The organism is Alcanivorax sp. HI0083, assembly GCF_001635175.1.
In genome coordinates, this window is record NZ_LWFX01000486.1 from 1 (window position 1) to 657 (window position 657).

1 protein-coding gene is annotated in these 657 nt (G+C 58.8%); it reads right to left on the bottom strand.

Annotated elements, in window-relative coordinates; translation table 11 throughout:
• A partial coding sequence (gene thrH / locus A3754_RS05005; protein ID WP_082904756.1) for a bifunctional phosphoserine phosphatase/homoserine phosphotransferase ThrH occupies nucleotides 1-318 on the bottom strand: 318 nt, incomplete at its 3' end.
• Between the last annotated feature and the right edge of the window lie 339 nt (nucleotides 319-657).

A 657-nucleotide genomic window follows, 5' to 3' on the forward strand; every position in this document is an offset into this window, starting at 1 on the left:
CCATCCCAGCTTCTTCATCAGCGGCTTGGCGAACTCGTAGAACGTGTCGGAAAGAATGAGCAGCTGGAAGTTCTCACGGGCCCACTCAACGAATTCCTTGGCTCCGTCCATCGGGTCCAGGGTATCGATGACCGCCTGAATGTCGGGCAGGCCGTAGCCATGCTCATCCAGGATTTTCAGGCGCATGCGCATGAGTTCGTCGTAGTCCGGAATATCCCGGGTGGTGGCACGCAGTTCATCGATGCCGGTTTTTTCAGCGAAGTTGATCCAGATTTCAGGGATCAGCACCCCTTCCAGGTCCAGGCACAACAATTCCACGGTGTTTCCCCTTTGGGTTGATAAGGCGCGCACAATGTAGCGGCGCCCCGGGGGCTTTGCAACGGTGACACGCCATGGAAGGGGATGTTTGCAGGCGAACGCGGTGCAAGGGGTTGCCTGTAGGAGCGTGCTAGCACGCGGACCTCGAGCGTTGGCGCGCCGGGCTTTTCGCGGGTAGGCACGCTCCCACAATGGGAATGGGTAACCTGATAATTAGCGGATGGGCAGGTCGATACCCTCAAACAAGGCCTCTCTTTCCTCCCGGTTCGGGGCCTTGATGGCGGCTTCTACCAGCTCCCGGCTCAGATGGGGGGCGAACGCCTCCAGAAAGTCATACAT